20 protein-coding genes are annotated in these 23,162 nt (G+C 69.2%); 9 read left to right on the top strand and 11 right to left on the bottom strand.

What is annotated here, in order from left to right; genetic code table 11:
* Positions 1 to 33: 33 nt before the first annotated feature.
* From L0C25_RS18610 to L0C25_RS18600, 3 genes are all read left to right on the top strand, one after another.
* Positions 34 to 1,806 (top strand): AfsR/SARP family transcriptional regulator, encoded by a 1,773-nt coding sequence (locus tag L0C25_RS18610; protein ID WP_271633242.1) that lies wholly within the window; start codon positions 34 to 36, stop codon positions 1,804 to 1,806.
* A complete protein-coding gene (locus tag L0C25_RS18605; RefSeq protein WP_271633240.1) occupies positions 1,751 to 2,851 on the top strand; it encodes a tetratricopeptide repeat protein in 1,101 nt (366 codons plus the stop codon). The genes L0C25_RS18610 and L0C25_RS18605 overlap by 56 nt, the downstream gene beginning before the upstream one ends.
* A gap of 111 nt (positions 2,852 to 2,962) precedes the next feature.
* Complete coding sequence (locus L0C25_RS18600) at positions 2,963 to 5,731, top strand: AfsR/SARP family transcriptional regulator (protein ID WP_271633239.1); 2,769 nt, start codon at positions 2,963 to 2,965, stop codon at positions 5,729 to 5,731.
* Here L0C25_RS18600 and L0C25_RS18595 read toward each other — a convergent pair.
* The 5 genes from L0C25_RS18595 to L0C25_RS18575 all read right to left on the bottom strand — a co-directional run bounded on the left by L0C25_RS18595 (position 5,725) and on the right by L0C25_RS18575 (position 10,081).
* Positions 5,725 to 6,195, bottom strand: coding sequence for a dihydrofolate reductase (locus L0C25_RS18595; protein WP_271633238.1), 471 nt, complete (start codon positions 6,193 to 6,195; stop codon positions 5,725 to 5,727). The genes L0C25_RS18600 and L0C25_RS18595 overlap by 7 nt on opposite strands.
* Positions 6,192 to 6,986, bottom strand: coding sequence for a thymidylate synthase (locus tag L0C25_RS18590; RefSeq protein ID WP_271633237.1), 795 nt, complete (start codon positions 6,984 to 6,986; stop codon positions 6,192 to 6,194). The genes L0C25_RS18595 and L0C25_RS18590 overlap by 4 nt, the downstream gene beginning before the upstream one ends.
* A 66-nt stretch (positions 6,987 to 7,052) precedes the next feature.
* Positions 7,053 to 8,750: an alpha/beta hydrolase gene (locus tag L0C25_RS18585; RefSeq protein ID WP_271633235.1), complete on the bottom strand. Its 1,698-nt coding sequence runs from the start codon at positions 8,748 to 8,750 to the stop codon at positions 7,053 to 7,055.
* A 53-nt stretch (positions 8,751 to 8,803) separates the two neighbouring features.
* Entirely contained in the window at positions 8,804 to 9,190 is a 387-nt protein-coding gene (locus L0C25_RS18580; protein WP_271633234.1) for a VOC family protein, read from the bottom strand.
* Between the two features lie 12 nt (positions 9,191 to 9,202).
* The gene (locus L0C25_RS18575; protein ID WP_271633233.1) at positions 9,203 to 10,081 is read right to left on the bottom strand and encodes an EamA family transporter; all 879 of its coding nucleotides are present in this window, start codon (positions 10,079 to 10,081) and stop codon (positions 9,203 to 9,205) included.
* Between the two features lie 123 nt (positions 10,082 to 10,204).
* Here L0C25_RS18575 and L0C25_RS18570 point away from each other — a divergent pair, with 123 nt between their 5' ends.
* The 4 genes from L0C25_RS18570 to L0C25_RS18555 all read left to right on the top strand — a co-directional run bounded on the left by L0C25_RS18570 (position 10,205) and on the right by L0C25_RS18555 (position 14,480).
* On the top strand, positions 10,205 to 10,645 hold the full coding sequence (locus L0C25_RS18570; RefSeq protein ID WP_271633232.1) for an Lrp/AsnC family transcriptional regulator: 441 nt from the start codon (positions 10,205 to 10,207) through the stop codon (positions 10,643 to 10,645).
* Between the two features lie 216 nt (positions 10,646 to 10,861).
* Positions 10,862 to 12,055: an MFS transporter gene (locus L0C25_RS18565; RefSeq protein ID WP_271633231.1), complete on the top strand. Its 1,194-nt coding sequence runs from the start codon at positions 10,862 to 10,864 to the stop codon at positions 12,053 to 12,055.
* Between the two features lie 32 nt (positions 12,056 to 12,087).
* Positions 12,088 to 12,648: a GNAT family N-acetyltransferase gene (locus L0C25_RS18560; RefSeq protein WP_271633229.1), complete on the top strand. Its 561-nt coding sequence runs from the start codon at positions 12,088 to 12,090 to the stop codon at positions 12,646 to 12,648.
* Positions 12,649 to 12,740: 92 nt separating this feature from the next.
* Positions 12,741 to 14,480, top strand: coding sequence for a metallophosphoesterase (locus L0C25_RS18555; protein WP_271633228.1), 1,740 nt, complete (start codon positions 12,741 to 12,743; stop codon positions 14,478 to 14,480).
* A 61-nt stretch (positions 14,481 to 14,541) separates the two neighbouring features.
* On the opposite strand, the gene dapB is transcribed toward L0C25_RS18555, so the two are convergent.
* A complete protein-coding gene (gene dapB / locus L0C25_RS18550; protein WP_271633226.1) occupies positions 14,542 to 15,309 on the bottom strand; it encodes a 4-hydroxy-tetrahydrodipicolinate reductase in 768 nt (255 codons plus the stop codon).
* Positions 15,310 to 15,434: 125 nt separating this feature from the next.
* Between dapB and L0C25_RS18545 the strand changes: the two genes are divergently transcribed.
* Positions 15,435 to 16,313: a crotonase/enoyl-CoA hydratase family protein gene (locus tag L0C25_RS18545; protein WP_271633225.1), complete on the top strand. Its 879-nt coding sequence runs from the start codon at positions 15,435 to 15,437 to the stop codon at positions 16,311 to 16,313.
* Positions 16,314 to 16,317: 4 nt separating this feature from the next.
* On the opposite strand, the gene L0C25_RS18540 is transcribed toward L0C25_RS18545, so the two are convergent.
* On the bottom strand, positions 16,318 to 17,532 hold the full coding sequence (locus L0C25_RS18540) for a kynureninase (protein ID WP_271633223.1): 1,215 nt from the start codon (positions 17,530 to 17,532) through the stop codon (positions 16,318 to 16,320).
* 36 nt (positions 17,533 to 17,568) lie between these two features.
* Positions 17,569 to 18,411 (bottom strand): tryptophan 2,3-dioxygenase, encoded by an 843-nt coding sequence (locus L0C25_RS18535; protein WP_271633222.1) that lies wholly within the window; start codon positions 18,409 to 18,411, stop codon positions 17,569 to 17,571.
* A 70-nt stretch (positions 18,412 to 18,481) separates the two neighbouring features.
* Between L0C25_RS18535 and L0C25_RS18530 the strand changes: the two genes are divergently transcribed.
* Positions 18,482 to 18,889, top strand: a complete 408-nt coding sequence (locus L0C25_RS18530) for a VOC family protein (protein ID WP_271633221.1) — start codon at positions 18,482 to 18,484, stop codon at positions 18,887 to 18,889.
* An 18-nt stretch (positions 18,890 to 18,907) separates the two neighbouring features.
* Here L0C25_RS18530 and L0C25_RS18525 read toward each other — a convergent pair whose 3' ends face one another.
* From L0C25_RS18525 to rpsO, 3 genes are all read right to left on the bottom strand, one after another.
* Positions 18,908 to 20,245, bottom strand: a complete 1,338-nt coding sequence (locus L0C25_RS18525) for a M16 family metallopeptidase (protein WP_271633220.1) — start codon at positions 20,243 to 20,245, stop codon at positions 18,908 to 18,910.
* The gene (locus L0C25_RS18520) at positions 20,242 to 22,479 is read right to left on the bottom strand and encodes a polyribonucleotide nucleotidyltransferase (RefSeq protein ID WP_271633219.1); all 2,238 of its coding nucleotides are present in this window, start codon (positions 22,477 to 22,479) and stop codon (positions 20,242 to 20,244) included. The genes L0C25_RS18525 and L0C25_RS18520 overlap by 4 nt, the downstream gene beginning before the upstream one ends.
* A 278-nt stretch (positions 22,480 to 22,757) precedes the next feature.
* Positions 22,758 to 23,021 carry a 30S ribosomal protein S15 gene (gene rpsO / locus L0C25_RS18515; protein WP_271636861.1) on the bottom strand — a complete coding sequence of 88 codons (264 nt, stop codon included), beginning with the start codon at positions 23,019 to 23,021 and terminating at the stop codon, positions 22,758 to 22,760.
* Positions 23,022 to 23,162 lie beyond the last annotated feature (141 nt).

The raw sequence follows: 23,162 nt of genomic DNA, 5'->3' as shown, positions 1-23,162 counted from the left end.
GGTTGGCAGGCACGAGGGGTCGTCGGAGGCGCTGTGGCGGACGTCGGAATCCGGTTGAGTGGCACGATCGAGGTCCTGCGCGACGGCGAGCCCGTGGCGATTCCGGGACGTCGGGTTCGTGCGCTGTTGGTGATGCTCGCGTTGTCCGCCGGTCGGTCGGTGCCGGTCGACACCCTTTCTCGCGGGGTCTGGGGCGACGATCCGCCCGAGCGGGTACGCGGCAGCCTGCAGACCTACGTCGGCCGGCTTCGCCGCGTCGTCGGTGCCGAGCGGGTGGCCACCGAGGAGACCGGCTACCGCCTCGACATACCTGCCGACGCCGTCGACCTGCTGCAGTTCGAGCGTCTCGTCACGGAGTCGTCCGAGGCCGATGACCCCGACACCGAGAGCGCCCGGCTCGATCAGGCACTCGCCCTCTGGCACGGCGACCCGTTCGGCGGGGCGCCGTCGGAATGGATCGAGCAACAGCTCGTACCCGAGCTGACCGAACGCCACCTCCAGGCGGTCGAACGCCGCATCGACCTCGACCTGTCCGACGGCAACGCGACCGCACACCTGCCGATGCTGCGCAACCTGATCGAACGCCATCCCCTCCGCGAGACCCTGTGGATGCGGCTCCTGACCGCACTCGACGACGCCGGACGCACCGCCGAAGCACTCGAACGCTACGAGGACCTCCGAACCCGACTCGCCGACGAACTCGGCGTCGACCCGTCCCCCGAACTCCAACGCGTACACCAGCAGCTGTTGACCAAGGAGCCGCCCCGGATCGAGGACTCGGCGGCCACCCCCACGACAGCGACTCCGCGCCAGCTCCCCCCGGCGATCGGCGGATTCACCGGGCGGTCCGACCAGCTGATTGCACTGGACTCGGCGGCGACGGATTCGTCCCTGGTCGCCCTGCACGGCCCGGGCGGGGTCGGCAAGACGGCACTGGCCGTGCAGTGGGCGTCCCGCAACCACGGCCACTTCCCCGACGGTCAGCTGTTCGTGGACCTACGCGGATACGGGCCGGGCGAGCCCGTCGATCCGCTCGACGCCCTCGATGCGCTCCTGCGCGGCATGGGCGTACCCGGCAACCGGATCCCCGCCGACACCGAGAGCCGAAGCGCATTGCTGCGCACCGAGCTCAGCAACAGGCAGGCACTGCTGCTCCTCGACAACGCCCGCGAAGCAAGCCAGGTACGCCCACTGCTGGCGGGCGGCTCGACCACCACCTTGGTAACGAGCCGCAGCCAGCTACGCGGGCTGGTCTCCCGTGATGGCGCACAGCGAATCGCCGTGGACCCGATGCCGACGGACGACGCGGTCGTCCTGCTCGCCGATCGCTTCGGCATCCGAGCCGACAGCTCCACGACCGAGCTCGCCGAGCTCGCCGAGCTCGCCGACCTGTGCGGACACCTTCCCGTCGCGCTCACGGTCGCCGCCGAACGCGCCGGGCGCGACGGGCACCACCGCATCGCCGAGGTCAACGAACGACTCCGCAACGAGCACGAACGGCTCGGCACACTGACGGGTTGGGCCGACGACCCCTCTCACCGACGTACGCGCGGTCTTCTCCTGGTCGTACGAGGCGTTGGACGACGACACCGCCCGGATGTTCCGGATCCTCGGTCGGCACCCGCACTCGCGAATCGCCACCGGAGCCGCCGCCGCCCTTGCCGGCGCCGACGACCGCACCGCCGAGCGACTCCTCGACCGCCTCACCGACCGGCACCTCCTGCGCGAGATCTCGCTGGGCTGGTACGAGGTGCACGACCTGTCGCACGCCTACGCCGCCGAGCTCGCTGCCGCCAAACCCGATGAGAGTGCCGATGCGCTTGGCCGGCTGCGTAGCTGGTACCTCCACTCGGTCCGCAACGCGATCGGCACCCGGGCGACGTCGTGGATCGCGTACGCCGTGGCAGACCCGGCACGGGGCACGAGTCCGGCACGGTTCGACTCGCCCGAGCGCGCCACCGACTGGCTCCTCGCACACCGACGCTGCCTCAGATCGTTACTGGTCGACGCTGCCCAAAGCGGCGACAACGATGCCGTCGCCCGTCTGACGCCCTCGCTCGCGCGGTTCCTCAAACAGATCGGAGCGACGCGCGAGGCCGTCGAGCTGCTCACCCTCGCTGCCGAATGCGCCCGGCTCGAAGGCGATCGGCTCGTCGAGGCCGTGTGCCGACACCAGCTCGGGCACTTTCTCTCCCATCTCGGCGACGAGGGGGCAGCCCTGTCGGCCTACGAGGAGGCGCGGGCGTTGTTCGCACAACTCGAGCACGCGGACGGCGTGCTCGGATCGGAGATCGCGATCGGCGCCACTTACGCGACGCTCGGTCGCGTCGACGAAGCCATCGAAACGCTGACCGAGGCGACCCGGGAAGACCGTGGCGCGAACAAGCGAGTCTTGGCGACGGGATTGAACAACCTCGCGACCGGCTATCTCGAGTCCGGACGAATACAGGAAGCGAAGGACGCGGCGTTACGTGCCGTGGCGGCAGCGTCCGACGACGAAGACAACCTCAAGGAGGATCTCGCCGCGTGCTACATCACGCTCGGCGAGGCCCAGTCCGCAGACTCACGGTGGAGCGAGGCGATCGAGACACTCGGCGAGGCCGTTCGACTCTGCACTGCGTACGGAAATCTCGCATTGCAGGTCGTCACGCTCCAGCTTCGCGGGGCCGCAGCCCGCGAGTTGGGAGATATCGATGCTGCCCGTACCGACTGGACCACTGCCCTCGACCTGCTCGACGAACTGGGTCAGGACTCGGTCCCCGTCGTGTTGACACCGGCGTCCGGTCAACGCGACGATCTTCGCCGCCTACTGGCCGGCCTCGACGCGCCCGCCGGCGATGCTCTTACCTGAGGACGTCGTACGCACCTGGGCGCGGTAGGTGCGTCAGCTTCCCGCCGATTGACGTGGACCTGATCTGGACCACTAGCCTGATTCAGCACACGAGGGGTCGTCGGAGGAACCGTGACAGACGTCGAGATCCGGTTGAGCGGCACGATCGAGGCCCTGCTCGACGGCGAGCGGGCAACCATGTCCGGGCGGCGCGTAAGCGCGCTGCTGGTCGTTCTCGCACTGTCCGCCGGGCGCGCCGTGTCCCTCGACGCCCTGTCCCGCGGCATCTGGGGAGAAGACCCACCCGAAAACGTCCGCGGCAGCCTGCAGACGTACGTCGCCCGGCTGCGCGGGGCAATCGGCACCCGGGTCGTGACGACCGAACGGTCCGGTTATCGCCTCGATCTGTCGCCCGCTGCGGTCGACCTGCTGCGTTTCGAGCAGCTCATCGCCGAGTCCGCCGACGCAGACACCCGAGACACCGAGGCCGCCCGGCTCGACCAGGCACTCGCGCTCTGGCACGGCGACCCGTTCGGCGGGGCGCCGTCGGAATGGATCGAGCAACAGCTCGTACCCGAGCTGACCGAACGCCACCTCCAGGCGGTCGAACGCCGCATCGACCTCGACCTGTCCGACGGCAACGCGACCGCACACCTGCCGATGCTGCGCAACCTGATCGAACGCCATCCCCTCCGCGAGACCCTGTGGATGCGGCTCCTGACCGCACTCGACGACGCCGGACGCACCGCCGAAGCACTCGAACGCTACGAGGACCTCCGAACCCGACTCGCCGACGAACTCGGCGTCGACCCGTCCCCCGAACTCCAACGCGTACACCACGGGCTGTTGACCAAGGAGACGGCACACACCGAGCCCGAGCCGACCGCGCCGCGCCAGCTCCCGCCGACGGTCGCCCGTTTCACCGGACGGCACGAGCAGCTCACGGCTTTGGACTCCATACTCGCCGACGGCGAAGCTCCGGTGATCGCCCTGCACGGCCCCGGCGGAGTCGGCAAAACGGCACTGGCCGTGCACTGGGCGTCCCGCAACCACGCCCATTTCCCCGACGGGCAGCTGTTCGTCGACCTACGCGGATACGGCCCCGGGGCGCCGGTGGAACCACTCGAAGCGCTCGACACCCTGCTCCGCGGTCTCGGACTGTCCGGATCACAGATCCCCGCTGATACCGAGAGCCGAAGCGCCATGTTGCGCACGGAGCTGAACGGCCGTCGCACGCTCGTCATTCTCGACAACGCCCGCGAGGCCACCCAGGTACGTCCGATGCTCGCCGGCGGGTCCACCACGACGATCGTCACGAGTCGAAGCCAGCTCCGCGGGCTGGTCTCCCGTGATGGCGCACAGCGAATCGCCGTGGACCCGATGCCGACGGACGACGCGGTCGTCCTGCTCGCCGATCGCTTCGGCATCCGAGCCGACAGCTCCACGACCGAGCTCGCCGAGCTCGCCGACCTGTGCGGACACCTTCCCGTCGCGCTCACGGTCGCCGCCGAACGCGCCGGGCGCGACGGGCACCACCGCATCGCCGAGGTCAACGAACGACTCCGCAACGAGCACGAACGGCTCGCCACCCTCACCGACTGGGCCGATTACCCCCTCACCGACGTACGCGCCGTGTTCTCCTGGTCCTACGAGGCCCTCGACCGCGACACGGCCCGGATGTTCCGGCTCCTGGGTCGCCATCCCCATAACAGGATCGCGACCGGAGCGGCGGCGGCGCTCGGAGGGATCGACGGGCGCACCGCCGAGCGCCTGCTCGACCGGCTCACCGATCGACACCTGCTCACCGAGGTGGCATTCGGCTGGTACGAGATCCACGACCTGCCCCATGCGTACGCCGCCGAGCTCGCAACCAACGATGCGGACGTGAGCCTGGCGGCCGTGCGCCGCCAGCGGAGCTGGTACCTGCACTCGGTCCGCAACGCGCGGTACCGACTGCAACCGCCACGCATCGAGTACTCGGTCCCCGAACCGGAAAGCGGCGTGGAGCCACCGGCGTTCGCGACGGCGGAGCAGGCGTCCGCCTGGTTGACGGCGCACTTGCCGGGGATCCGGGCCATGCTCGACGATGCGAGTGCCGACGGCGACGACCAGACGGTCGCGCGGACCACGCCATACCTGTACACCTATCTGCGACGCTCCGGCGCGGCGCGCGAGGGGGTGGGGCTGTTCGCCACGGCCACCGTCGCCGCGCGCCGGACCGGTGATTCGGTGGTCGAGGGTACGTGTACCTACCTCTGGGGTTGCTGCTGCGAACTGCTCGCCGACTCCGTGGCGGCGCTCGACCACCTCGAGCGGGCACGAGACATCTTCGCCGACCTCGACCATCGCGACGGACGGCTCAACGCCGAAATAGCCATCGGAATCGCCCTGCACGAACTCGGACGACTCGACGAGGCGACCCATGCGTACCTGCGTGCGCTCGAGCAGTTCGAGGGCACAGGCTCCCCGGTGGAGAGAGCCACCTTGCTGAACAACCTGGCGACGACCTACCTCGAGCTGGATCGCGTTCCGGAGGCACTCGACGCGGCACAACACGCGGTCGAGCTCGAACGAGTCGAGGACGACGAAACTTCCGGTGGATTGGCAACCACCCTGGTTACCCTCGGCGAGGTGCAGTCGGCCGCGAAACGCTGGGACGACGCGATCTCCAGCTTCGATGACGCCGTCCGAATCCTCCGTGAGACCTCCCACGTCAGCAACGAGATCGTCGCGCTCCGACTTCGTGGGATCGCCCACCGCGAACTCGGCGACCGCCTCGCTGCGGACGCAGATTGGCGCACTGCGCTGGCTCGCCTTGAAGAGCTCGGATCCGACGCCGTACCCGACGCGACTGCCGGCGAGCTACGTCAGCTGCTCGGATCGCTGCCGCAGACTCAGTGACGACGCTCGTACGTGACGACGTCGAAGCCCTCCCGCGGGTCGCGGCCGGTTTCTGCCCACAGCTCAGCGTCGATCTCCGGGAAGAAGGTGTCGCCGTCGGGCGCCTGAGGCACCTCGCTGATCAGCAGCCGATCGGCGTACGGCATTGCGACGCGATAGATCTCGGCGCCACCGAGCACATAGACCTCGGGGTCGAACTCTGCAGCGATGCGCAACGCGGACTCGATATCGGCGCAGGCCGTGACACCCGCCGCCGCCCAGTCGGGGTTGCGCGTCACCACGATGGTCGTACGCCCGGGCAACGGCTTGCCGATCGAGTCGTACGTGCGCCGGCCCATCACCACGACGTGGCCGAACGTCGTGCGCTTCACGTGCGGGAGGTCGCCGGGCAGGTGCCACGGGAGGCCGCCGTCGCGGCCGATGACGCCGTTCTCGCCGACCGCGGCGAGCAGAGTGACTGTCATACGGCAATCGGCGCCTTGATACCCGGATGCGGGTCGTACCCCTCGACGGAGATCGACTCGACGTCGAAGCCGTCGATGGTGGTGACGGACGGGTCGAGCCGCAGCGTCGGCAGGGACCGCGGCTCTCGCTCGAGCTGCATACGCGCCTGGTCGAGGTGGTTGACGTACAGGTGCGCATCACCCAGCGTGTGCACGAAGTCGCCGACCTCCAACCCCGTTACCCGGGCGACCATCTGCGTCAGCAGGGCGTACGACGCGATGTTGAACGGCACGCCGAGGAAGACGTCGGCGGAGCGCTGGTACAGCTGCAGCGACAGCCGCCCCTCGGCGACGTAGAACTGGAACAGCGTGTGGCACGGAGCGAGCGCCATCGCGTCGAGATCGGCGACGTTCCACGCGCTGACGAGATGGCGTCGGGAGTCGGGATCGGTGCGGAGCTGCTCGATCACCTGCGCCAACTGATCGAGGTGTTGGCCGCCGGGCGCCGGCCAGGAGCGCCACTGGTAGCCGTAGATCGGGCCGAGGTCGCCGGACTCGTCTGCCCACTCGTCCCAGATGGTGACGCCGTGGTCGTGCAGCCACTTCACGTTGGTGTCGCCGCGCAGGAACCACAAGAGCTCCGCCACGACCGAGCGTACGTGCACCTTCTTCGTTGTCACCAAGGGAAAACCGGCACCGAGGTCGAAGCGCATCTGGTGGCCGAACACGCTTCGCGTACCGGTGCCGGTGCGGTCGCCCTTGGCGACCCCGTCGTCGAGCACCCGCTGCATGAGGTCGAGATATTGCCGCACGATTCGACCTTAACAGCGGCCACGGACGACCCGGCCGTGGCGCGCGCGCCACGCCGACCCGGCCTTCTAGGGCTCGAGTCCGAACGGACCCGCGTCGGCGTCACACGTGACGTCGTCCTCGGGAAGGGTCTGGTCGAGCAGGTAGGCGGCCGTGATCTCGGTCGCGCACGCGCTCGTCCCGATGACGCCGTGCCCACCACCGTTGACGGTCACCAGCCGCGAGCCGGGACTCTCCTCGTGCAGGCCTTGCGCCGAGGCGAGCGACGTCGCCGGATCGTGGGTGTTGTTCAGCACGAGCAGCGGCGTCGACAGCTCGTGGTCGAACGTGCCGTGGTACGCGTCCTCGTCCGAACCCGGCCACTGCGCGCACGGCGAGGAGTACCAGTTCCAGAGGATGCCCATCGGGGCGACCTTCTCGGTCTCGGCGGCATTGCTCGTCCAGACCTCCGGATCGCTCGGGTTCTCCCCGTCCGTGCACGCGACTCCCTCGAACGCCGACGCCGGCTGGCGCTTCAGCAGATCCAGCAGGTCGCCGATGACCGGAATGCCCAACGGCTGCTCTCGCAGTTCGTCCGTCGCCTGGCCGAGCAGCTTCACCAGCTCCTGGCGAGCGTCGAGTCGCGCCGCGTGTACGCGACCGGAATCGACGTTCTGACCGCGGTTCTGCGCCGCCGGCGGCTGGAACGGGAAGCGGAGGAAGTCGATCGCCTTCACGATGCCGGTCAACAGGGTGTAGTTGCCCGGGCTGTACAGCAGCTGGTGGGTGAGCAGCGTCAGCTCCTGGTCGGAGATGCTCAGGCCCGGAAGTGCGATCGGTTGGTCACGCAGGCTCTTCAGCACCCGCTCGAAGCGCGCCTTCGCGTTACCGGTCAGCGGGCACGCGAGGATTCCGGCCTGGTCGCACTTGGCCAGCATGTACTCGTAGGTGTCCTGCAGGCCCTCGTCGCTGCCGAAGCGCGTCGTCATCGGTTCCGTGGCGCCGTTGCCGTCGCGACCCTGCTGCCATTCGACCGGGTCGACCACACTGTCCGTGACAACGGCGCGCACCCGGTCCGGGAACATGTTCGCGTACGCCGCGCCGAGGAACGTCCCGTACGAGACGCCGTAGTACGTCAGCTTCTCGTCGCCGACGGCCTGTCGGATGAGATCCATGTCGCGCGCGGTGTCGGCCGTCGACATGTTGTCGATGATCGGCCCGGCCGTCGCGGCACAGATCTTGGCGAGGTACGCGTCGTACGCCTGGTTCGCCGCGATCTGTTCGGCCCCGACCGGATAGCGCTTGTCCGGCCGCGGCACCTCCTCGACGTCATCGGGCCTGGAACACTCGAGCTTCTCGCTGCCACCGACTCCGCGCGGGTCGATGCCGATGACGTCGAAGCGGGACGCGACCTCCTCCGGGAGCGCCTGGGGCAGCATCGATGCCGAGTCCACGGCCGAGCCGCCCGGGCCGCCCGGGTTCCAGAACATCGAGCCGATCCTGTTGTCGGGATCGGTTGCGGGAATCTTGATCAGGCTGAGCGTGATCGTCTCGCCGTCGGGCTCGTCGTAGTCGAGAGGTACGTCCGCTGTCGTGCACTGCGCGGGCTCCTCGGCGTTCTCGCACGCGCCCCACTGCAGGTCGGGCACGGGAGCCACGACCTGAGTGGCTTCACTCGGACTTGCCTCGGTGACGGTCTCGGACGCGGATGCCGGAACCACGGTGAGTGCCGCCGCCGAGATGACGACGGCCGCGGGCAGCGACAGTTCGCGGATGCTAGGTCTCATGGCGCATTCGTAACGTCTGCGCCGCGGGCTACAACACTGCGCCTACACAGGGCTCACGGAGCGATGCGGGTGTGACAGAGGCAGAACACATTGCCCTCCGGGTCGGCCAACACGAACCAGGTCGAGTCATCTCGCTGTCCGACGTCGACCTGCCGTGCGCCGAGCGCGAGCAGGCGGCCGAGCTCGGCGTCCTGGTCGCGATCGGTCGGGTTGATGTCGAAGTGCATGCGGTTCTTCTCCTTCGGCGGCCCGTCCGGGGTCCAGCGGAAGTCGATCTCGATCCCACCGTCGTCCGGCGCGATCGTCACTCCGTCCGGCCCGTGTTCGGTGCGTTGCCAGCCGCGGTCCTTGACCCGCCAGTCGAGTACGTCCGCCCAGAACTCCGCCAACGCCTCGGCGTCGGTGCAGTCGATCGGAATCGAGAAGATCCTGCTGGACATTGCTGGGTCCTTTCAGACGTTGACGTGGTCCGGCGAGACGGGCTCCCCGTGGGACTTCTGCTCATGATGCAGCGCGACACCGCCGACGACCAGTACGACGCCGAGCACCTCGCCGGGCGCCGGCACCTGGGCCAAGACGATGATCCCGACGACGGTCGCCGTCGCCGGCAGCAGCGAGACCAACAGCGAGTACGTCGCGCGGGCGATCCGTGCCATGGCGAGCTGGTCGCACACGTACGGGATGACCGACGACGAGATGCCGACGCCCACCGCGGCAGCGAGCAGCATCGGCGTGCCGAGAGCAACGGCCGCGTCACCGATGCCGATCGGCAGTCCGACGACGGCCGCGACGACCATCGCCATGCCCAGCCCGTCGATGCCGGCGACCGAGTCGTCGCTCGCGACACGATGCGCGAGCACGATGTACGCCGCGAACAGCAACGCGTTCAGGCCGGCGAACACCAGTCCGACGGGGTCGGCGACGAGCGCGACATCGGTGAGCAGGTAGACACCGGCGACGGCGCACACGAGGGCGATGCCGTTGCGCCGCGTACGCACGGCCACCGCCGCGAGTGCGATCACCGGAAGGAACTCGATCGCCGCGACCGTGCCGAGCGGCAGCCGGTCGATCGCGAGGTAGAAGGACGAGTTCATCACCGCGAGCACGACACCCCACCCGATGACGGTCCGGCGCGTCGACGGCGCCGCCCGGGAGAATGCACGCCACGGCCGTCGCCAGACCGCGAAGATCGCGGCCGCCGTCGCGATCCGCAGCCACGCGACGCCGAGCGGCTCGACACTCGCGAACAGCAGGACGGCGAACGCCGGGCCGAGGTAGTGGAACACCGCGCTACCGACGAAGTACGCATGCGGCGGGACCGATCGAGCCATGCATCTATACTGGTAGCCAGATCGCGGGATATCCATGGCCAGATGAAGGCAGGCCGGCCGATCGGCTTGGGTTCAGCCCGCCAATGACAGATCTACTTTGCAGTCGGAAGGTCGAGGGTTGAGATGGAAGTCGACGGGATCAACCGACACATCCTCGAGCTCCTCGACGAGGACCCGCGGCTGAGCACGTCCGAGCTCGCCCGGCGCATCGGCATGTCCGCGCCGGCCGTACGCGAGCGGGTGCGGCGGCTCGAGGAGTCCGGCGTGATCCGCGGCTACCGCCTCGACATCGATCCGGCCGCGGTCGGCCTGCCGGTCGCGGCGTGGGTACGCATCCGCCCGGGTCCGGGCCAGCTCCCCAAGATCGCCGAGCTCGCCGCGCGTACACCCGAGGTGAGCGAGTGTCACCGCATCTCCGGCGAGGACTGCTTCCTGCTGAAGGTGCATGTGCCCAGCATCGAGTCGCTCGAGGACGTACTCGACAGGTTCCTCGTGCACGGGCAGACCACCAGTTCGTTCATCGTGTCGACGCCGGTGCAGCCTCGGTCGATCACCCCGCCGTAAGGGACATTCCGGCCTACGAGCCGTTGAGTCGCGTGAGCCGCCGGTTCAGGTAGCGCTGCTCGGGCGTGCTTGATGTCAGGCGGGCCGCTGCCTCGTACCTGATATGTTGCGGGGCATGCACCAGCTCTGTGACTAGGGATCGGCGCGCGGACGTCGTCCGCATCGTCGCCTACCCGAACTTGCCGCGCTCGCGGCCGAGTCACACTGGAGCCCCTCGTGTCCCGCACCACCGATGCGGCGAGCTATCGCGCCGTCCTGGCGCTCCCGTACGCACTGCCGACGTTCGCCGCCGCGCTCGTCGGACGCCTCGCGTACGGGCTGCTCCCGCTGTCTGTCATCTTCACCGTCCAGACCGCCACCGGGTCGTTCGCGACCGCCGGATCCGTCGTCGCCGCGTTCGGCGCCGCCTCGTTGTCGATGCCGTCCAAGGCGCGGATCGTGGACCGCCGAGGCCAGGCCGGCGTGCTGCCGCCTCTCGCCGGCGCGTGCGCGGCCGCACTCATCACGATCGCCGCCCTGGCCCGGTCCGACGTCGGATCGCCGATCGCGTACGTCTGCCTCGGGCTCGTCGCAGGGCTTGCCGCTCCGCCACTCGGGCCGTCGATGCGCGCGACGTGGCGTCGACTCACCGATGGCACCACCCTCAAGGAGCGCGCGTACAGCCTGGACTCCGTGTGCGAGGAGTCGCTGTACCTCGTCGGTCCGATGATCGTCGGGCTCACCCTCGCCATCGCACCCGCCGAGGTGGCCCTGGTGACGACCGGGGCGCTGCTCGTGATCGGAACGCTCGGCATGGTGTTGGCGCCGCCGGCCCGGCGTCGCGCCGTCGCGGCGTCCGTCCGGCGGGCCCGGTTCGGTGCCGGTCCGCTGCGGGCGCGGGGGTTCGGCCCGGTCCTGGCGACGATCCTGGTGACCGCTGCGGCATTGAGCATCGCGTACACCTGCATCGCTGCGCGCGCGCAGGAGCACGGCACACCCGCGGCCGCGGGTTACATCGAGGCGGCGATCGCCTGCGGGAGCGTGGCGGGCGGTCTTGCGTGGGGTCGCCGCCGACACAGCCGGAGCCGCGCGACGCAGCTGGTCGGGCTCGTGGCGTACCTGGCCGCAGGAGTGTCGATCGCGAGCACCGCGGCCGGGCTGCTCCCGCTCGGTGCCGTCATGGCGGTCACGGGAGTCGCGATCGCGCCGCTGTTCGTCGTCGCCTATGTCGCGTCCGACGAGCTGGCACCGCCCGACCAACGCACGGAGGCGAGTACGTGGGTCAACACCGCGAACAACATCGGCAGCGCGCTCGGCGCATCGACCGCCGGCGTACTCATCGACGCGGTCAGCCCGGCGGCCGGGTTCGCCAGCGCCGGGGCTCTGCTCGCGGCAACGGCGGTGGCCGTGCGGCTCGCCGGCCGGCGTTAGCCGACCCCGAGGCGATGCGGCAGAATCGCGGCATGTCCTCCCCCACCGCCGATGTCAGCGTCCGGGTCGCCTGGGCCGACGACGCACCCGCGATCGCCCGCTGCCAGGTCGCGGCATGGCGCGAGCTGTACGCCGGGCTGCTCCCGCAGGAGATCATCGACTCCCTGGACGCCGACGAGTTCGCCCGTAAGTGGTCGGCGTCGATGGACAAGCCGGGCGACGCCCGCAACCGGGTGCTCGTCGCGCTCGAGCGCGCCGCCGTACGCGGGTTCGCCGTCACCGCGCCGTCGAGCGACCCGGACGCCGACCCGATCGCCGACGGCGAGGTCGCCGAGTTCATCGTCGACGGGGCCGCACGCCGTCAGGGCCACGGTTCGCGGCTGTTGCAGGCGTGCACGGATACGCTTCGCGCCGACAGGTTCACCCGCGCGACGTGGTGGGTCGCATCGACGAACGACGACCTTCGTACGTTCGTCGAGGGCACCGGCTGGGCGCCGGACGGCGCACATCGCGAGCTCGACCTGGACGGCTCGGGCGCGACGACCGTCAAGCAGATTCGGCTGCACACCTCGCTGGTCGCCGACGACGACTGAGCAGAAGCAGTTTGACATCCGAGTGGCGCACATTCGTTGCGCGCGCCGCTCCCCAGCAGCAGATCTGCGCCACTCACGATACGTTCAGCCGCATGGACCCCAGCGCGGCGAACCGTGACCGGCGACGCGACGGGTTGCGGCGGCTCGCACCCGTCCGATGGCTGCATCCCGCGCAGCTCGTCCGCGTCGGCGCGCAGGTGGCGCAGGCGCGGATGTTCGGCGCGTTCGGCGCCCGGCGTGAGAACGAGGCCGCCCAGCCGGCGGAGATGTACGACATGTCGCTGCCGTCCGAGGAGGTCTGGATCGACTACACCGCCGACGTCGGCGACGGGTTCGACGCGACGTACGCGGTGGCGCGCAGCATCGCCGCGGACCCGTTGCCCGGAGGCGATCCGGCAGCGCCGCCGCACGGCGACCTCCTCGTCCTCGGTGGCGACGAGACGTATCCGGTGGCGTCGGAGTCGAACTACGAGGCGCGCACCGCATCGGTCTACGGCGCCGCGCTTCCCGATCTCGGACCCGCCTCCCCCGCGATGCTGGCCGTGCCGGGAAACCACGACTGGTACGACGGGCTCACCGCGTTCCTCCGGACGTTCTGCCAGGGCTGGCTCGCCGACGTGCCGTTGCCGATCCCACGCAAGGGCACGGTCCGGATGGTCGATCCCCATCGTCGTACGTCTGCCTTCGTCGGCGGATGGCGCACCGTCCAGTCGCGTAGCTACTTCGCCGTGCGGCTGCCGTACGGCTGGTGGCTGTGGGGCACCGACATCCAGTTCGACACCTACATCGACGCGCCACAGCTCGCGTACTTCGCCGAAGCGGCAACGCATGTCGGCGAGGACGACAACATCATCATCTGCACGGCGAAACCCACCTGGGTCGACCCCCGCGGCAGCGACACGATCGAGCAGTTCCTCGGCAAGACCCTCGGCGACCGCGCCGACGCCGTGCGGCTGATCTGCTCCGGCGATCGCCACCACTACTCGCGGTACACCCGGCCCGCTCCGGTCGGGCCCGCCGCATTGGTCACCTGCGGTGGCGGCGGCGCGTACCTCTCGCCGACGCATCACCTGCCGGAGACGGTCCGGTTCGGTCGCTGGGCGGACGACGAGGGGCCGGAGTTCCGTCGTACGCAGACGTTCCCCGATGCCGCGGACTCTCGAAGGATCTCGCGTCGGTTCTGGCAGCTCCCCTGGCGCAACCCGGCGCTGACGGTGATGCTCGGGCCGGTGTACATCGTGCTGCTCTGGCTCCTCGCCGCCACCCAGCCGGGCGACGGCGCGCTCGACCGACTGCTCGGCTACTCGCTCGCCGATACTCGGCTCGCTCCGGCCTCGCTACCTGCGTTGTTCGGTTGTCTGCTCGTCGGCGCGGCGACGCTCGGGTTGGCTCGTCCGCGTCGCGACGACGGCTGGCGTGCGGTGGCCGGGGTCGCGCACGGTGCCGCGCACCTTGCCCTTCTGGTGGTCGCGACGTACGCGGTCGGCGCGGTCGCGTGGCCCGGCAATGCCTTCGTCGCAAGCGTGCTGCTAACGGTCGTCGGGTCGGCTGCGTGCGGCATCATCGGGGCGAACGTGCTCGCGACATACCTGTTCTTGTGCCAGGTCCGTCGCGACCTGCACGGCAACGAGCTGTTCGCCGGCCTCCGCGTCGAGGACTTCAAGAGCTATCTGCGCCTTCGCGTCGGGCCGGACGGCGTCCGCATCTATCCCGTCGGCCTCCGCACGGTGCCGCATCGGTGGCGCCCGAGTGCCGAAGGGCCGCTCCTCGATCCGGTGGGCGGCAGCGCACCCGAGCTGATCGAGGAGCCGTTCACCATCCCGCCCCGCTGAGCATGACGTTCGGGTGGGCGCGCTCGGCGTGTCGCGACCCGAACGTCATGCCCAGCGAGGGTCAGAAGCCGAGTACGTGCTCCAGGCCGACGACGACACCCGTGAGCGTTCTTTCGGCACCCGACACCGCGCGTACGCCCGCGACGACTCCGGGCATGAACGACTCCCGGTCGAGCGAGTCGTGCCGGATCGTCAGCGTCTCGCCGAGCGCGCCGAGCAGCACCTCCTGATGGGCGACGAGGCCACGGGCGCGTACGGAATGCACCGGTACGCCCCCGACCGCTCCGCCGCGCGCACCCGAAGGATCCGATGCCGTAGCGTCGGGCATCGCGCCGCAGCCGGCATCCGCGCGGGCTCCCGCGATCAACTCGGCCGTACGCTGCGCAGTGCCCGACGGCGCGTCGACCTTCTCCGGATGGTGGAGCTCGATCACCTCGGCCGACTCGAAGTACGGGGCCGCCTGCGCGGCGAACCGCATCATCAGCACCGCCCCGATCGAGAAGTTCGGCACGATCAGGACCGTGACGTCGTCGCGATCGCCGACCATCTCGCGGAGCTCCTCGACGCGTTCATCGGTGAAACCCGACGTACCGACGACCGCGCTGACACCGTGGCCGATGCACCACTTCAGGTTATCCATCACGACATCGGGACGGGTGAAGTCGACAACCACCTCGGCGTGTGCGCCCGTCAGGCCCGCCAGCGAGTCGTGGATATCGACACCGGCAACCAGCTCGAGGCCGTCGGCGGCGTCGATCGCCTTACATGCTTGGGATCCCATCCGCCCGCGGGCGCCCAGGACACCTACCTTCGTCGGCGCGTCACTCATGTGCCCGATCCTCTCACGCCGACCCGCGTACGGCATCTGTCGCGTAGAGAGTGGCACCCGCGGGCGACATGGCGGCGCCGGACCTACGATGGCCCGGCCGAGACACCGAGCCGAGGAGCGCGTCCGTGAGCTACCAGACCATCGAGTACGCCGTCGAGGACGGGATCCTGACGATCACGCTGGACCGCCCGGCCAGTCTGAACGCGTTCACGGTCGAGATGGCGGGTGAGCTGGTCGACGCCTTCGGGGAGGCGGGCCGCAACGACGACGTACGTGCCATCGTGGTGACGGGCGCGGGGCGGGCGTTCTGCGCCGGCATGGACCTCTCGATCGACGGCAACGCCTTCGGCCTCGACGGTACGCTCCGGCCGACGCTCGACGACATGCGCGAGCGCCTCGACGACCCCGCCATCGCGTCCGGCGTACGCGACACCGGCGGCAAGGTCGCGCTCGCGATCTATGACTGCCCGAAGCCCGTGATCGCCGCCATCAACGGCGCGGCCGTCGGCATCGGCGCCACCATGACATTGCCGATGGACTTCCGCCTCGCGTCCACCGACGCGCGCATCGGCTTCGTGTTCGCCAGGATCGGGATCGTGCCCGAGGCGTGCTCGACGTGGTTCCTCCCCCGTCTGGTCGGCATGCAGCGCGCGCTCGAGTGGACGTACACCGGCGACATCCTCGACGCGCAGGAGGCCTACGACGGCGGACTGCTGCGGTCAGTACACGAACCCGAGCGCCTGCTCGACGAGGCGTACGCCCTCGCCCACCGCATTAGCGACAACCGGTCCGCCGTCGGCATCGCGGTCACCCGCCAGATGATGTACCGCAACAGCGCCCAGCCGCATCCGGTCGAGGCGCACCGCGTTGACTCGCTCGGTGTCTTCTACGCGAGCCTGGCCGACGGCCGCGAAGGAGTGCAGGCGTTCCGCGAGAAGCGCGACCCGAACTTCGAGTCGCGCGTCTCGCAGGACCTGCCGCCGTTCTACCCCTGGCAGGAGTGACGGCTCAGCGGCCGACGATCGAGCGGATGGTGTCCATGGCGGTCCACAGCTCCGCGTACGAGGTCGACAACGGCGACAGGCCGAGCCGGATCGTGTCGGGGTTGCGGAAATCCGGGATGACACCGGCGGCGACCATCTTGTCGCGCAGCTTTCGCGCACCCGGCCCCTGGATGCTGACGTGGCCGCCGCGGGCCGCGGCGTCGCGGGGAGATACGACCGCGAAACCGCGCGGAGCGAGCCACGCATCGACCAGGTCGACGCACATACCGGTGAGATCGGCGGCCTTCGCCCGGATCGCGTCGATGCCAGCGCGCTCGACCAGGCGCACACCCTCCTCGACGCCGATCATGCCGAGGATGTTGGGCGAACCGCTCAGCATGCGGCGGGCGTCGAGGGCGGGCTCGTACGTATCGGCCATGGCGAACACATCGCGCGCGCTCCACCATCCGGGGATGGGTTGGCGTACGTCGGGCAGCAGCCGTGCAGCGACGTACAGGAACGCCGGCGCACCGGGTCCTGCGTTGAGGTACTTGTAGGTGCAGCCGACGGCGAAGTCGACGCCGAAGCGATCGAGGTCGATGGGGAGCACACCCGCCGAATGGCATACGTCCCAGACGACGAGCGCACCGGCATCGTGCGCAAGCCGGGTGAGCCCGGGCAGGTCGGCGATCGCTCCCGAGCGGTAGTCGACGTGGCTGAGCACCACGACGGCGGTCTGCGGGCTCAGCGCCGCGGAGAGGTCGCGATGGGTGACGCCCGCGATGGGGTCGGGGCTCAGCCACCGGACGTACATGCCACGCGCGCGAGCGACGCTCTCGACCAGGTAACGGTCGGTCGGGAAGTTGCCGTCGTCGATCACGATCTCGTCGCGCCCGCCTTGGAGGTCGCAGGCGGCGTACACGACCTTGTACAGGTTGACCGACGTCGAGTCTGTGACGACCGTCTGACCCGGAGCAGCACCCAGGCACGCGGACGCGAGCAGGTTGCCGAGGGTCTCGGCGCGCTCCGACCAGCCTTCCTCCCAACCGCGGATAAGCCGCTCGCCCCAGTCGCGGTCGATCGCGCGCGTCACCCGGTCGAGAGTGGCCTTGGGCGGGCGACCCAACGAGTTTCCGTCGAGGTACGCGACGGGGTCGGCGTGCCGATGGAACGCATCGCGATACCCACCGAGTGGGTCAGCGGCGTCCCGCGCGAGCGCGTCGTCATAACTGAGCGTCATGCCACCTCCTGGGGCCGACGACATGGTAGTACCGGCTCACTGGCCGATCTCGGTGCGCACCGCCAACAGCTCCGGGAAGAACGTCAGCTCGAGCGCTCGCTTGAGGAACCCGACTCCGCTCGATCCGCCCGTGCCGCGCTTGTGGCCGATCACCCGCTCAACGGTCTTCAAGTGCCGGAACCTCCAGAGCTGGAAGCTCTCCTCGACGTCGACGAGCTCCTCGCAGGTCTCGTACGCCTGCCAGTGCTCGTCGGGTGCGTCGTAGATCGACTTGAAGACAGCGGTGACGCCCTCGTGCGCGGCGTAGGGCCGGCTGAAGTCGCGGTCGGCAACCTCGGCGGGTACGGCGAACCCCTTGCGCCGAAGATGACGCAGGAACTCCTCGTACAGGCTCGGCGCGGCGAGGTCGGCCTCCAGTTGCGCGTACCCCTCCGGGTCGTACGCAAACACCTTGGTCATGCCGGGTGTCTTGTTGCCGAGCAGGAACTCGACCGTGCGGTACTGAAGCGACTGGAAGCCCGATGCGTGCCCCAGGGAGTCGCGGAACTGCGCATACTCGACAGGAGTGAGGGTCTCGAGCACCGACCACTGCTCGAACAGCTGCTTCTGGATGTGTTTGATGCGGGCGAGCCGCTTGAGCGCCGGCGGCAGCTCGTCCTTCGCGATCAGTGCCATCGCCGAACGCAGCTCGTGGATCAGCTGCTTCAGCCAGAGCTCTGTCACCTGGTGCTGGATGATGAACAGCATCTCGTCGTGGTGACCCGATACCGGGCGCTGCGCATCGAGCAGGCGGTCGAGACGAAGGTAGCCGCCGTACGTCAGCTGCTCACGCAGGTCGGTCTCGACGCCCTCCTCGATCGGGCGGTAGTTCTCGCTCATCCGTCATGTGTATCAGTCCCGACGAAGGACCCGAGTGACAAGCGGCAAACGCGCACGGAAGAGTACGCGTATGACTTCGTTCATCTCGCACACCTCTGTCGACTGTGCCAACGCGTACGAGCTCTCCGAGTGGTGGAAGCAGGTGCTCGGGTACGTCGACATCGCCGACGATCCCAACGAGCCGGGCCATGAGGAATGTATGATCCGCAACCCCGAGACCGGTCACACGGTGCTTTTCATCGAGGTACCCGAAGCGAAATCGATCAAGAACCGCATCCACTTCGACCTACGCCCCGCAGACCGCGCGCAGGCCGAAGAGGTCGAGCGGTTGATCGGCATCGGCGCGACGGAGGTCGTCGATCACCGCGGGATCTACGGCCCCGGAAGCGGGTGGGTCACGCTCGCCGACCCGGAGGGCAACGAGTTCTGCGTCCTCAAGAGCGAGGCCGAGCGGTCCGCCACGCCGCCGCAGTCCTGACTCGCACGCGCCGTCGGCTCAGGCGAAGCGGGACGGGTCGTCGAACGGGCCCACCACCGCAAGCGCGGGCTCCGTCGCGAGCAGGTCGCCCGCCACGTCACGTACGTCGTCGAGGGTGACCCCGTCGATCGAGGCGAGCAGGCCGTCGATGCTGGCGAGCTCACCGTGGAGCAGATCGGCCCTGCCGATGCGCGCCATCCGCGAAGCCGGATCTTCGAGTCCGAGCACGAGGCCGCCGCGGAGCTGCCCCTTGCCTCGCGCCAGCTCGTCGGCGGTCAGCCCGTGCGCGGCGATGTTCGCCAGTTCGGCACGGCATACGTCGAGCACGTCGTCGACCTTGCTCGGTGCGCATCCGGCGTACACGCCGACCATGCCGGCGTCGGCGTACTGGTTGGTGAACGAGTAGACCGAGTACGCGAGTGCGCGCTTCTCGCGTACCTCTTGGAAGAGCCGTGACGACATACCGCCACCCATCGCGGCGTTGAGGACGCCGAGCGCGTGCCGCCGGGCGTCACCGCGCCGTAGGCCGGCGAGGCCGAGCACGACGTTGGCCTGCTCGGTCGCTCGCTCGAGCACGGACACTCCACCGTTGAACGGCACCTCGCGCCCGCCGCGGCGTGGCAACGCGGGCATCGCGTCATCGTCGTCGAGTACGCCGGCCGCCTCGAACGCCTTGCGCACGCGGCGTACGACGGCACGATGCTCGACGTTGCCGGCGACCGCGACGACGATCGACGACGGGCGATAGCGACGGCGGTAGTAGCCCGCGATCTGGCGGCGAGTCAGCGAGGACACCGTCGCGGGATCACCGGCGACCGGTGCACCCAGCCGCGACCCGCGCCACGACTGGGCGACGATCAGGTTGTGCACCACATCGTCGGGATCGTCGTCGTTCATCGCGATCTCTTCGAGAATCACCCCGCGCTCCGCCTCGACGTCGTCGGCGGCGAGGCGGGAGCCGGTCACCATATCGGACAGCACGTCGATCGCCAGTGGAAGATCCGAGTCGATCACCCGGGCGTGGTAGCAGGTGTGCTCGCGGGCGGTGTAGGCGTTCATCTCACCGCCGACGGCCTCCAGAGCCGACGAGATGTCGACCGCGGACCGGCTCGGCGTGCCCTTGAACAGCAGGTGCTCGAGGAAGTGCGACGCACCGGCGAGGGTCGGCGTCTCGTCGCGAGACCCGACGCCGACCCACATGCCGATCGTCGCGGAGCGTACGCCCGGCATCGCCTCGGTCACCACGCGCAGCCCGCCCGGAAGGACGGTACGACGGACGAGTCCGCCGTCGTCCGAACGGAGGACGGTACGGGTGGTGCCGGGCGCCTGGTCGGGCGCGAGCGCGATAGGACTCACTCGTCGCTCGCGGACTCGCTCTCATCGTTGTCGGACTTGTCATCCTCGACCACCGGCACCAGCGAGAGCTTGCCGCGGTCGTCGATCTCACCGATCTCGACCTGGACCTTCTGACCAACCGAGACGACGTCCTCGACGGACTCGACGCGCTGGTTGTTGTTCAGCACGCGCAGCTTGCTGATGTGCAGCAAGCCGTCCTTGCCGGGCAGCAGGGATACGAACGCACCGAAGTTCGTCGTCTTCACGACCGTGCCGAGGTAGCGCTCGCCGACCTCGGGCATCGTCGGGTTCGCGATCTGGTTGATCGCGGTACGCGCGGCCTCGGCGGCCTCGCCGTTGTCGGCGCCGACGTAGATCGTGCCGTCGTCCTCGATCGAGATCTCTGCACCGGTGTCGTCCTGGATCTGGTTGATCACCTTGCCCTTCGGGCCGATGACCTCACCGATCTTGTCGACCGGCACGCGCAGCGTGATGATGCGCGGCGCGTACACCGACATCTCGTCGGGCCCGTCGATGGCCTCGCTCATCACGTCCAGGATGGTCAGCCGTGCGTCGTGCGCCTGGTTCAGCGCGCCGGCGAGCACGTCGGCGGGGATGCCGTCGAGCTTCGTGTCGAGCTGCAGGGCGGTGACGAACTCGCGGGTGCCGGCGACCTTGAAGTCCATGTCGCCGAACGCGTCCTCGGCGCCGAGAATGTCGGTCAGCGTGACGTACGCGGGCTTGCCGTCGACCTCACCGGAGATGAGGCCCATCGCGATTCCGGCGACCGGTGCGCGCAGCGGCACGCCGGCGTTGAGCAGACCCATCGTCGATGCACAGACCGAACCCATCGAGGTCGAGCCGTTGGAGCTCAGCGCCTCGGAGACCTGCCGGATGGCGTACGGGAACTCCTCGCGTGAGGGCAGCACCGGCAGCAGCGCACGGCCGGCGAGTGCACCGTGGCCGACCTCGCGCCGCTTGGGCGAGCCGACCCGGCCGGTCTCACCGGTGGAGTACGGCGGGAAGTTGTAGTTGTGCATGTAGCGCCGGGTCTTCTCCGGCGACAGCGTGTCGAGCTTCTGCTCGAGGCCGAGCATGTTCAGCGTCGTGACGCCGAGGATCTGGGTCTCGCCGCGCTCGAACAGCGCCGAGCCGTGTACGCGCGGGAGCACGCCGACCTCTGCCGAGAGGGTACGGATGTCGGCGAGGCCACGTCCGTCGATCCGGACCTTCTCGCTGAGCACCCGCTCGCGGACGAGCGTCTTGGTGAGCGCCCGGATCGAGGCGCCGAGCTCCTTCTCGCGACCCTCGAACTCCGCACCGAGCTTGTCGATGGCGGCCGCCTTGACCTCGTCGAGGCGGGACTCGCGGTCCTGCTTGTCGGCGATCGTCAGCGCCTGGGCGAGGTCGCTGCGTACCGCGTTGTCGACGGCGTCGAACGCGTCGTCCTCGTACTCGAGGAAGATCGGGAACTCCTGGACCGGCTTCGCGGCCTTCTCGGCGAGCGCGGCCTGCGCGTCGCAGAGCTGGCGGATGAAGACCTTCGATGCTTCGAGGCCCTCGGCGACGATGCCCTCGGTCGGGGCCGTCGCACCGCCGCGGACGAGCTCCCAGGTCGACTCGTTGGACTCGGCCTCGACCATCATGATCGCGACGTCGCTCGACCCGTCGGGCTGCTCGGCGACACGGCCCGCGACGACCATGTCGAACACGGACTCCTCGAGCTCGGTGTGCGTCGGGAACGCGACCCACTGGTCACCGACGAGAGCGACGCGGACGCCACCGACGGGGCCGGTGAACGGGAGGCCGGAGATCTGCGTCGACGCCGAAGCGGCGTTGATCGCGAGCACGTCGTACGCGACGTCGGGGTTCAGCGCCATCACGGTGATGACGACCTGGACCTCGTTGCGCAGGCCCTTCTTGAAGGTCGGGCGCAGCGGGCGGTCGATCAGCCGGCAGGTCAGGATCGCGTCCTCGCTGGGACGGCCCTCGCGGCGGAAGAACGAGCCCGGGATGCGGCCCGCGGCGTACATCCGCTCCTCGACGTCGACGGTCAGCGGGAAGAAGTCGAAATGGTCCTTGGGGTGCTTGCCGGCGGCGGTCGTCGACAGCAGCATCGTGTCGTCGTCGAGGTACGCGGCGACCGCTCCGCCGGCCTGCTGGGCCAGCCGACCGGTCTCGAAGCGGATCTTGCGGGTGCCGAACGAACCGTTGTCGATAACGGTCTCGGCGAAAGTGATGTCGGGTCCCTCCACGGGAAACCCCTCTCTGCACACGAATCGGTGCGTTTCGCGGAGCAGTGCTGCCGCGGCCGGCGTCGCGTTCGCGCCGATGTCAGGTCTGGCATCGGGCTCTGCGCCGGTCTTCGATCGAGGCCTGCGGGGTGGGCTCGCCATCCCGAGGGCCACTACCGAGGACCGAGCGGGCCGAACGAACAGCCAGCTGCTCCATGGTGTTGGTTTATGCAGTTATAGCGATGGTGCCACGTACGGCGAGAGCGGCCGCCCCTTCGGGATGGCCGCTCTCGTCGGTGTCAACGGCGCAGGCCGAGCCGGTCGATCAGGCTGCGGTAGCGCTCGATGTCGGTGTTCTGCAGGTAGTTCAGCAGGCGCCGGCGCTGTCCGACGAGCAGCAGCAGGCCACGACGGCTGTGGTGGTCGTGCTTGTGCTCCTTGAGGTGCTCGGTCAGGCCCGCGATGCGCTTGGTCAGCAGCGCCACCTGGACCTCGGGGGACCCCGTGTCGCCGTCGTTCGTCGCGTACTCCTTGATGATCTCGGCCTTGGAGGCCTCGATCACCGACGCACTGACCTTCTTCTTGGCAGTCTTCGTCGCCACGTATTGTCCCTTCGAGGATTCGTTGCACGGCGCGCCGGGGCCTGTTCACCCGGGCACTCTGATGTCCGTGGCCGTTCTACGGCACCTCTCAGGTTATCAGTC

It is taken from the genome of Solicola gregarius, assembly GCF_025790165.1.
Lineage (GTDB): Bacteria > Actinomycetota > Actinomycetes > Propionibacteriales > Nocardioidaceae > Solicola > Solicola gregarius.
The sequence above is the reverse complement of the archived record's forward strand: the minus strand, read 5'-3'. Positions and strand labels throughout refer to the sequence as shown.